Origin of the sequence: uncultured Legionella sp. (assembly GCF_937871865.1) — a bacterium.
Classification (GTDB): Bacteria; Pseudomonadota; Gammaproteobacteria; order Legionellales; family Legionellaceae; genus Legionella.
Window position 1 is genome coordinate 17,819 of sequence record NZ_CALMPD010000046.1, and the last position, 10,136, is coordinate 27,954.

The window sequence follows — 10,136 nt, forward strand, 5'->3', positions numbered from 1 at the left end:
CAGCGAATCAGGTTCTATGATTGTAGCTCAGCAATAACTTGATGCATCCTTATCCAGGTCATTGTGTTCTCTGAGTTGGCCAAAGAGAGCAGATCCTGTGATAACGCATCAATTTCATCTTGTGTTGCAATATTTAGATGTATTAGCTGGGGGGTAACATCCTGTAATGCCATTGAATAAATTTGCTTTTCCTTGGCCGTTCTTAATAACGGTTGGAATAAGGTATGTTGTTTCACTTTAAAATTGGCAGAAGCACATTCTTGTTCTAAGCGATGAGCTATCTCAAAGTCACATTGATTAAGAGTGAAACAAGTTCTGATCCATTGGGTAAATTGTTCATAAGTCTTTGAGGGAGGTGAACAGAACGTAGAATCAAATATGGAAGGCTCTTCACAAATTATTATTCCACCTGGCTTTAGACAATTTTTCATTTGTAAAATAGCTGAATAGGCATCTTTAACATGATGAAGCACCATACGGCAATATATAAAGTCAAATTGTTCGCCAAGATCTGAAAGATAATTAACATCCCATTGTTTGAATCTGATGTTTTTGTAATTCCTCGTCATGTATTGAACATGATTCAATTGATCTTGACTTAAATCAATCGCAAGCAGGCTACCCTGGACTCCAACGAGTTTAGCAAGTTCAATAGTCATCTCTCCAGAACCACACCCAATTTCAAGCCCCGTCATTCCCGTAGAAACGCCTCCATCTTTTACTAGTTTTATGCTGCTTCGGGCATAGAGGTGATGCTGTAATGACAGGCGATCCCTTGCCTGATTATTCGTATTCAAAATATAGTTGGCGCTCATAATAATCCCTTATTTCTGATAAATTAATTTTACCCTGGTTCAGTAACAGGATGTAATCGATGTAAATTTTGTAAATAGTGGTTTAATTGTTGTGCCTGCAAATGGAACATATTATTTAAGTTTTCTTTTGTCGAACTTCCCATGTGTGGCGATAGAACCACATTATCAAGTTCTCTTAATTTCAAAGAAACTTCTGGTTCATTACTGTACACATCCAGAGCAGCTCCAGCAATAGTTCGCTCTGATAAAGCATTAATTAATGCATTTTCATCAACAATGCTTCCTCGAGCAACATTTATAAGATATCCATCGCAACCTAAATGTTCTAAAACTGTTTTATCAATTAGATGATGAGAATCAGCATTAGCTGAACAGCAAATGATTATAAAATCACTATCATTGGCAAGACTGTTAATATCTGAATAGTAAGTATATGTATTGTCTTTTTTGTTGCGTGCAGTATAAGCAATCTTCATGTCCAAAGCGTGTGCGAACTTGGCAATGGTCGCACCAATCTGACCGAAGCCAATCAAGCCCAAGTGCTTTCCTTGTAAATGATTTCCAATAAATTTGGTTTTGTTTTCAACCCATTGATTTTCTTTGGTGTATTTGTGGTTGGGAATGATCTTGCGTGCCAGTGTTAACATTAATGTCAAAGCCAACTCTGCGGTATCATGGATGCCAGCATTTGGTTGCGACAAAAGTAAGATGTCATTATCCATTAAATAATCTTTATCAATATTATCTGTACCAATACCTAGATGGGTGATTATTTTAAGGTTTGGAAATTGAACTAAATAATCAGCATCGATACGATCCCACACGGTCGTTGCTAATGCAGTAACCTGATGTTTGGTTGCAGCGTCTACTGGATTCCAGCCTGAAATAATAGTCCACTCTGGATTTAACTGTGGAATGATAGACTTAATAAATTGATTGGTTAAATAAACAGTTTGAGTCATTAAATATCCCATATTTTTAATGTACATTTTTTATTGCGGCTCAAATGGGTAATCTCTCAATAATCTGGGTAGCCTTTTTGCCGCAACTTATTGAGAGATTGCTCAAATAGTAGATAAGTAAATTGAGCCTGAAATATTAAGGTCTGTTGATCTTTCAGTATAAAATCATTATGCATCTTGGTTTATTCATGGCGCGGAACCAGGTTTTTCGTATGAACTATCAACAAATCCTAATATGAACTAAAAAATACGAACAAGCAATATAGTTGTGGATTGACCTGATTGTGATAATTGTCATAGAGTGGGCTTACATATCAATGTAATGCGAATTGTTCAGGGCAACACATATATAATGTATCGTTTGAAGCAATTATTTCTAATAATTAATCTTTGTCTTTTTTCTCTTGCAGCATCTGCAGAAACAATTGTTTCTGGCTTGATTCAAAATCGGCTAGATGCGTTATCTGCCGTATTAAAAAACAGGTTATCATTAATCAAACAAATAGATAAAGAAGATTTACCGACTCCTTTTGATTATTTACTGACTCAACCGTTATTAACAGTTGGAATCGAAACGTTTTATAAACGAACTTCGGCCATACGGGTGGTGCATGCCGAGCGAAATATAAAAGATAACGTGTACACGCGTGTTATCACTATGATCCTTGATCAAAATAGCAAAAGAAACAATCCAGCCATAGCAGAGCGGTTAAACGAGCAAGTTATTGTGGAGTTGGCTTTGATTTCTATTTATTTTAACGAGCTTCCAGCTGATTTCATACATGATATTTTAACTTCGGATATACCGTTTGGTCGTCTTTTAAAATCGAAAAAAATAGAGACTAACTCAAAAAATCAATATTATTTTTCGACTGTCTGTAATACTGCATTACTGTCATTTCTGAAATGCCAACTCAATTCACCAATTTATGGCCGTATAAATACCATTGTCAGAACCGATAATAATCGGAGCATCGCCCAAGTAATTGAGCTTTTACCAGTATTAAATATAGTTAATAACTAACTGGCTTTATTGTTACTGTAATTATTCAGTTACATTCACTGGACTTTTATTGAAAACAGATAAGTGGCTTGTGATATAGGCTCATATACAATTGAGTGTCTTTTTTTGACCTCCGTGTGCTATTATTGGCAAATCCTCTGTTTTGAAAAATATTTTATGTCCATTGATGCTTCTTTATTTGCTTATATTCACAATGATGCGTTTGTCTAATTCAACGATAAGACACGTACTCTATTTTGATAAGAATCAGGATCGATATTAATAAGCCTGATAAGCCTATAGTATTTAAAACTACTGATGAAAAAGAGATTCATCGTTTACTTGGATCTCCAGCAGTTGCAGACCATGATTATTACGCCTCAAGAGGCTAGTAAACTAGAAAAACATGTTAGTTCATTGGAGGTGAGTTGGCTTTCAACCAATTCAGGTACCGTACTTTTGGGAAAAAGACCAAAAGGTATGTTGCAAGATCCGAACTATTTATCTTTGCAGGAGCAAATACGATTTTTTAATGGGGAAATTTCAAGCCTTTTAACGCAAAAAGATTCTATTGGTTAAATGAGAAGAAAACTGAAAAAATTGAGTTTTTTAAAAACGGTTGATGCTTTGTCGTCCTGAAAATGGGCAGAGTTACCTCAGTTAGAAGCCGCATTACAAGAAAATAAAGAAGGATTGATTTATATTGTCCAGCATCGATTTGAAGATTTAACCGAAGTTGAATGGAAAAAATATTCCATAATATTATGCCCATCCAAGCTGCTGAATATTCGCGAATTGCAGCAGTTTTTAATTACGTCACTCAACAATGGGACAAAGAACCTCTAGATATTAATCAATTACAAATACAATTTGATCTGCCTCTTATTGCTCTTGGTTATGTGCAGGAGCAAATATCCACCATGCGAAAAAATACAATGGCGTTTCTTTGTGGCAAAAACCTCCAGTCAAAAGCAAGTTGAGGAAATTGAAGCTCCAATTCAACAGTTGGGAACTATTCTAAAGAAATAAGGTTTATAAAAATAATCATGATTGTTATTTGATTAACCATCGGGGCAAAATAGCAATATATTAAATATTTCCTGTGAGAAAAAGCTGCTATTAAAAAAACATATGTTAAAATGTTTTCATTCGGGTGAATCTAAAATAAGACTCTTATGCTGGAAAGTGATCGCTTAATCAGTACCCAAAGTATTGTCACAGAAGAAGCAATTGACCGAGCTATTCGTCCTCTTAGTCTCAGTGAATATATTGGACAGGAAGCGGTAAGCTCACAAATGCAGATATTCATTGATGCTGCAAGAAAAAGAAAAGACGCTCTGGATCATGTTTTGATCTTCGGCCCTCCAGGATTAGGTAAAACGACTCTTGCAAATATTATCGCCCATGAAATGGGGGTTAATATTCGACAGACTTCTGGGCCAGTCATAGAACGAGCGGGGGATATTGCTGCTATTTTAACTAATCTTCAGGAAAATGACGTTCTTTTTATCGATGAAATTCACCGATTAAGTCCGGTCATAGAAGAAATTCTTTATCCTGCTATGGAAGATTATAAATTAGACATTATGATAGGAGAGGGGCCTGCAGCCCGTTCCATTAAATTAGAATTACCTCCATTTACTTTAATTGGGGCCACAACGAGAGCTGGCTTGCTTACCTCTCCATTGAGAGATAGATTCGGTATTGTACAACGACTTGAATACTACTCCGTCGATTCTTTAACTCAAATAGTAGGCCGTTCTGCTCAATTGTTGCATGTGGGTACTGAGCCTGAAGGCGCCAGAGAAATCGCGATGCGTTCAAGAGGTACTCCCAGGATAGCTAATCGATTGCTGAGACGAGTACGTGATTATGCTGAAGTAAAAGGGTGTGGCATAATAAGCCTTGATATTGCTAAGAGAGCGTTGGAAATGCTTGACGTAGATCAGCATGGTTTTGATCTGATGGACAGAAAATTACTTTTAGCTGTCATTGAGCGATTTAATGGAGGACCTGTCGGTGTAGACAGTATTGCAGCAGCTATTGGTGAAGAAAAAGGCACAATTGAGGATGTTTTAGAGCCTTATTTAATACAACAAGGATTCCTAATGCGCACTCCACGAGGTAGAATAGCCACCTCCAGAGCATATCAACATTTTGGTTTAAATGTTCTGGAACAGGAATAAGTAATGAATATTAAAAAAATCCACCATTATAATGTTCGAGTGTATGCTGAGGATGTGGATTTTATGAGCATCGTCTATCATGCAAATTATTTGCGTTATTTTGAGCGGGCTCGGACAGAACTGTTGAGAGAAAGCAATTTAATATTAAGTGATTTAATGAAACTTGATATTTCATTTGCCATTAATGAAATTACGATAAACTATTTGTCACCAGCAAAATTAGATGACTTATTAACTGTTTCTACTCAAATATCTGAAATAAGTGCATGCAGTTTTGTTTTTAAGCAATCCATACAGAACGAACAAAAGAAATTAATTAGTGAAGCGAGTATAAAAGTAGTTTGTGTCAATGGCCTTTTAAAGCCCAAACGACTACCTGATGTATTTTTGAAATCAAATGAATAATTGAACACTTCGATACTGGAGAAAAAAGTGGGTAATCAAGCAAATGTATTGATGTATTTTATGCAGGCAGGGTTAGTAGTTAAATCGGTAATGATGATATTGCTAATCGCATCTATAGTTTCCTGGACTCTAATTTTCCAGAGAGCATGGTTTTTTAACCGTAAAAAGCAGTTAACTGATGCATTTAATCGAAGATTTTGGGATAGCAGTGATTTAAGCAAGCTCTATGCAGATATAGACAGTAACTCAGATGAAAATCAGGGAATGGCCGCCATTTTTCATGCTGGATTCAAAGAGTTTGTACGCGCAAGAAAACAGGGGGCTGTTACTTTGGAGCCTATTCAACGCGTGATGCAAATCAGCCATGCAAAAGAAGCGGAAAAGCTGGAACAACATTTACCGTTTTTTGCCTCGGTGGGCTCTATATCTCCATATGTGGGGTTATTCGGTACCGTTTGGGGTATAATGACTTCCTTCCAGGCATTAGGGCATGCGCAACAGGCAACCATAGCAATGGTAGCCCCTGGTATCTCCGAAGCGCTGGTCGCGACTGCTTTGGGATTATTTACAGCAATTCCTGCGGTAATTGCTTACAACCGTTATACAACTCGAGCTAACATTTTATTGAATCGATTTGATTTGTTTCAAGAGGAGTTAATTTCCTTGATTGAGCAACAAACATCGGGTACCCCAAAAGGATAATACTCAAATGATCAGAGCAAAAACCAAACGTGAACGCCCAATTTCTGAAATTAATGTGGTGCCCTATATTGATGTTATGTTGGTTTTATTGGTTATTTTTATGATTACAGCCCCTATGTTAACTCAAGGTGTTACTGTTGATTTACCAAAGGCTGCCAGTCAAAATTTGCAACCAACCGATAGAGAACCAATTATCGTTTCAGTCAATCAACAAGGAACTTATTTTTTAAATATTAGCAGTACCCCAGCAGATCCAATCGAGGCACAGGCTCTTGTTGTGAGAGTTGCCGCAGAATTGGAATTGGCTAATCAGTCAGGACAAAAACTTAATGTATTAGTTAAAGGTGACCAGGGTGTGGCATACGGTAAAGTGGTGCAAGCTATGGCCTTACTAAAACAGGCAGGTGCGGAACAGGTAGGATTACTGACTGATTCATCAGATGAACCTACAGAGAGTCAAGCATGATAAGCACACCCAGTTATCGAAAAGCATTTTTTTCAGCAATAGGATTACACCTTTTTTTAGTTATTTTATTGCTGACAGATACGTCAACGCAGCATCCTGTTATGACTGCAGAAAAGAAGAATACTCCTGGCATGCAATTACCAATAGCTAATGCACCTCAGCAGGAGCCGGTAAAGGCCGTTAGTGTTGATAATAAAGAAATAATGGAAACGGTTAATCGCTTAAAACAAGAGCAAGAGCAAAAGCGCAGAGCTGAAGTCAATCATCAAAATGAATTAAAGCGACAAGCCGAGGCAGCGAAGCAACAGAGAATAAAAGAACAGCAGCAACTTGCTAAATTAAAAGAAGAGGCTAACAAAATTGCTATTGCTCGAAAAAAACAGGCTGAAGAAGAGAAAAAACATCTAAAGGAATTGGCTGAGCAAAAAGCATTAGAAGCAAAACGTATTGAAGAGTTGAAAAAACAAAAAGAGGCCCTGGTTAAACAAAAAGAGGTTGAGGCAAAAAAACTCGCGGAACTTAATAAGAAAAAGCTCGAAGAAAAAGCCCTGGCCGATAAATTAAAAGCAGAACAGGTCCAGGCTGAAAAACAACGAGCAGAACAAGCACGTGCTGCTCAGGCAAAAGCGGATATGGAAAGTAAAAAACAAGCAGAGGCAGCTGCAGCACAAAGAGCCGCACAAAATGCAGAAAATCAGGCCCGTATTGCTGGTGAGGTAGATAAATACAAGGCTCTGATTATTAATGCTATTGGACGAAACTGGATTTTGCCCGAAAATACTAACAGCGGTTTATCAAGTCAATTCAGGATCAGGCTTGCTCCTGATGGCTCGGTAGTCGAGCTTACGTTAACAAGGAGCAGTGGTGATCCGTTGTTAGATCGCTCTGCGCAGACAGCAATTTATAAAGCACAGCCTCTTCCTGTGCCTACAGACGCGGAAACATTTAATTTGTTCCGTGATATCAGTTTAACCGTTCGACCAGAACAAGTAAGGGGGTAAAACTCGTGATAAATCGAATTATTACGCTTATATTATTATGTTGTGCCAGCCACAGTTATGCGCTGGATCTTGAGCTTACTCAAGGTATTAACTCAGCTCTTCCTATTGCTATTAACTCATTTGGCTCAGATGCTGGGGCTGATGAACTAGCTCATGTTATTGAGAATGATTTGACTCTTTCAGGGCAATTTAAAATTATATCAGGGCCGCAAAGCCCCAATTCTCAATCATCTATTGGTGTCCTGAAACAATTAGGCGCAGACAGTGTAGTGACCGGCAGAGTGAGTCGTGTAGGCAATAATTTGGAGGTCAGCTTTAAACTGACTGATGCGGTTGCTAATGGCAATGTGCTTCTGAGCAAAAGCTATCAGATTAGCGCTAACCAACTTCGACCTTTAGCGCATCATATCAGTGATGAAGTGTATCAAAAATTAACTGGCGAACGAGGAATATTCTCAACCCGGATTGCATACATATCTGTTCAACGAAACGCGCAACGGCCACCTCGTTATTCTTTAGAAGTAGCTGATGCTGATGGCCATAATCCTCAAAGTTTATTAGTATCTTCTGAACCTATTATGTCACCATCCTGGTCTCCAAATGGTAAATCAATATCTTATGTTTCATTTGAAAAGAAAAAAGCGCAGATATTCACTGTATCTGTAGAAACAGGGCAACGTCGATTAATTACCAGTTTCCCTGGTATTAATGGAGCTCCTGCATGGTCTCCTGATGGACGCCAACTTGCTGTTGTTTTATCCAAAACTGGCACGCCTAAAATTTATAATATTGATATAAATTCCGGAAGTATGAAACAAGTTACTTTTGGGGATGCTATAGATACCGAACCACGTTTTTCACCTGATGGAAACAGTCTGTTATTTACTTCAGGACGAGGTGGTTCACCGCAGGTTTATAAATTATCTCTGGCAAGCGGTCAGGTAAGCCGAGTTACCTTTGAGGGTAATTATAATGCTCGAGCATCCTATACCCCTGATATGAAAAATATTGTTATGTTGCATCGTGATGATCGAAGCTTTAATATTGGTTTACAAAATGCTAATGGTGGTCCAATTGCCAGTTTAACCTCCTCTGGCCTTGATGAGTCACCCACAGTATCTCCGAATAGCCGTTTAGTGCTTTATGCGACACGATTCCAGGATAAAGGTGTATTAAGCATCGTTTCTATTGACGGTAGAATCCGAATGAGATTACCAGCCCGGGAAGGTGATGTTCAAGAACCCGCATGGTCTCCATATCTGAGTTAATATGATGAGAGTTTTTGTCGCACTATTTTTTGTTTTTGGTATCGCTTGCAGTCATGCGTGGAATGCAATGGGGCATAAATTAGTTGCTCAGATTGCCTATGATAATTTGACACCAGCAGCAAAAACTATGTGTGACAAGTATACTCGAGCATACAATACTAAAGCATCCAGGGTAAATTTTGTATCTGCAGCATCCTGGATGGATTCCATACGAAAAAAAGACGTTCATTGGTTTGATTCATTACATTACATTGATAAACCATTCACCCAGGATGATAGTCCATTACCTGCAATACAAACTCCTAATGCTTTGTGGGGAATTAAACAGGCACTAATTGTATTATCATCTGATAAAGCCAGTTTGGCTGATAAAGGACTAAGTCTGCGTATCTTGACCCATTTAATTGGTGATATACATCAACCGTTACATACAATTACCCAAGTAAGCAAGAGGCATCCTCAGGGAGATTTGGGTGGAAATTTATTCCCGCTAGCTAAAAATCCTATAGGCGATAATTTACATAAATATTGGGATAATGGCGGAGGAATATTAATAGGATCATCTAAAGAGTTTCAGATACAGAACAAAGCACGTCAATTGCAGACAAGATGGTCATGTTCAACGACCAATAAGGAAAAAAAGCCAAAACAATGGATTAATGCATCGCATCAGTTAGCACTAAACGAAGTATATGGTGTTGCTGTAAATAAAACCCCAGGAAAAAATTATCAGCTGAAGGCTCAGAATATCACCCAAAAGCAAATTTTATTAGCGGGTTGTCGATTATCTTCAATTTTAAATGAAATAGCACAAAAACAAAGTAATGGTTCAACAAATTATTAATACCATACCCATGCAGTTATTACATTCGGTTTGCTCTTCCTGAATAATCATCTTGGAATTTATCGATTTCTGCTCGAATTTTTTGTTCAAGTGAATTCGATGTAAGCATTATATCACTGGAGTCAAGCTTACTTATTTTGGATGTCGCTGTTTGAGTAATTTGATGTTTTCCCATTCTGCTTATTGGATCAAAGAATCTAAAATTTTTACCCTCATGCATTAAAGTACATACTGAGTTTTCTTTTTTAATTCCACTGACACTGACACTGACTAAGGCTTCTTGATATTCTTGTTGTTTGTCAGGGAGCACTTGCGGATAGGATTCATATTCAATCTGTAATTTATGATAACTCACCTTACGCACGCCACTCGTTAGCAAGCCATATTTTTTAACTCCTGCATCGCAATCTGATTTGCTCGAATAATCAGTTTATATAGCCAACGGATAATAAATTGATTATAATCATTTATTTATGACGTATTC

General features: G+C 37.7%; 13 protein-coding genes. 10 read left to right on the plus strand and 3 right to left on the minus strand.

The window, feature by feature from the left end; genetic code table 11:
- Window positions 1-14: 14 nt before the first annotated feature.
- Together Q0495_RS02745 and Q0495_RS02750 are read right to left on the minus strand one after the other, a co-directional pair.
- A complete protein-coding gene (locus Q0495_RS02745) occupies window positions 15-815 on the minus strand; it encodes a bifunctional 2-polyprenyl-6-hydroxyphenol methylase/3-demethylubiquinol 3-O-methyltransferase UbiG (RefSeq protein WP_298622777.1) in 801 nt (266 codons plus the stop codon).
- A gap of 29 nt (window positions 816-844) precedes the next feature.
- Entirely contained in the window at window positions 845-1,777 is a 933-nt protein-coding gene (locus Q0495_RS02750; protein ID WP_298622778.1) for an NAD(P)-dependent oxidoreductase, read from the minus strand.
- A gap of 352 nt (window positions 1,778-2,129) precedes the next feature.
- Here Q0495_RS02750 and Q0495_RS02755 point away from each other — a divergent pair, with 352 nt between their 5' ends.
- The 10 genes from Q0495_RS02755 (at window position 2,130) to Q0495_RS02800 (ending at window position 9,652) form a co-directional block, all read left to right on the plus strand.
- Complete coding sequence (locus Q0495_RS02755; RefSeq protein ID WP_298622779.1) at window positions 2,130-2,801, plus strand: hypothetical protein; 672 nt, start codon at window positions 2,130-2,132, stop codon at window positions 2,799-2,801.
- A gap of 345 nt (window positions 2,802-3,146) precedes the next feature.
- Window positions 3,147-3,359: a hypothetical protein gene (locus tag Q0495_RS02760; protein WP_298622780.1), complete on the plus strand. Its 213-nt coding sequence runs from the start codon at window positions 3,147-3,149 to the stop codon at window positions 3,357-3,359.
- Window positions 3,360-3,520: 161 nt separating this feature from the next.
- A complete protein-coding gene (locus Q0495_RS02765; protein ID WP_298622782.1) occupies window positions 3,521-3,760 on the plus strand; it encodes a hypothetical protein in 240 nt (79 codons plus the stop codon).
- A 195-nt stretch (window positions 3,761-3,955) separates the two neighbouring features.
- Complete coding sequence (ruvB, locus tag Q0495_RS02770; RefSeq protein ID WP_298622783.1) at window positions 3,956-4,966, plus strand: Holliday junction branch migration DNA helicase RuvB; 1,011 nt, start codon at window positions 3,956-3,958, stop codon at window positions 4,964-4,966.
- Between the two features lie 3 nt (window positions 4,967-4,969).
- Window positions 4,970-5,371, plus strand: coding sequence for a YbgC/FadM family acyl-CoA thioesterase (locus tag Q0495_RS02775; RefSeq protein WP_298622784.1), 402 nt, complete (start codon window positions 4,970-4,972; stop codon window positions 5,369-5,371).
- A gap of 27 nt (window positions 5,372-5,398) precedes the next feature.
- Complete coding sequence (tolQ, locus tag Q0495_RS02780; protein ID WP_298622786.1) at window positions 5,399-6,073, plus strand: protein TolQ; 675 nt, start codon at window positions 5,399-5,401, stop codon at window positions 6,071-6,073.
- A gap of 7 nt (window positions 6,074-6,080) precedes the next feature.
- On the plus strand, window positions 6,081-6,539 hold the full coding sequence (tolR, locus tag Q0495_RS02785) for a protein TolR (RefSeq protein WP_298622788.1): 459 nt from the start codon (window positions 6,081-6,083) through the stop codon (window positions 6,537-6,539).
- A complete protein-coding gene (gene tolA / locus Q0495_RS02790) occupies window positions 6,536-7,540 on the plus strand; it encodes a cell envelope integrity protein TolA (protein ID WP_298622791.1) in 1,005 nt (334 codons plus the stop codon). The genes tolR and tolA overlap by 4 nt, the downstream gene beginning before the upstream one ends.
- Before the next feature lie 5 nt (window positions 7,541-7,545).
- Window positions 7,546-8,808 carry a Tol-Pal system beta propeller repeat protein TolB gene (gene tolB / locus Q0495_RS02795; protein WP_298622794.1) on the plus strand — a complete coding sequence of 421 codons (1,263 nt, stop codon included), beginning with the start codon at window positions 7,546-7,548 and terminating at the stop codon, window positions 8,806-8,808.
- A gap of 1 nt (window position 8,809) precedes the next feature.
- Window positions 8,810-9,652, plus strand: coding sequence for a S1/P1 nuclease (locus tag Q0495_RS02800; RefSeq protein WP_298622796.1), 843 nt, complete (start codon window positions 8,810-8,812; stop codon window positions 9,650-9,652).
- 19 nt (window positions 9,653-9,671) lie between these two features.
- On the opposite strand, the gene Q0495_RS02805 is transcribed toward Q0495_RS02800, so the two are convergent.
- The gene (locus Q0495_RS02805; protein ID WP_298622797.1) at window positions 9,672-10,016 is read right to left on the minus strand and encodes a hypothetical protein; all 345 of its coding nucleotides are present in this window, start codon (window positions 10,014-10,016) and stop codon (window positions 9,672-9,674) included.
- Window positions 10,017-10,136: the final 120 nt, after the last annotated feature.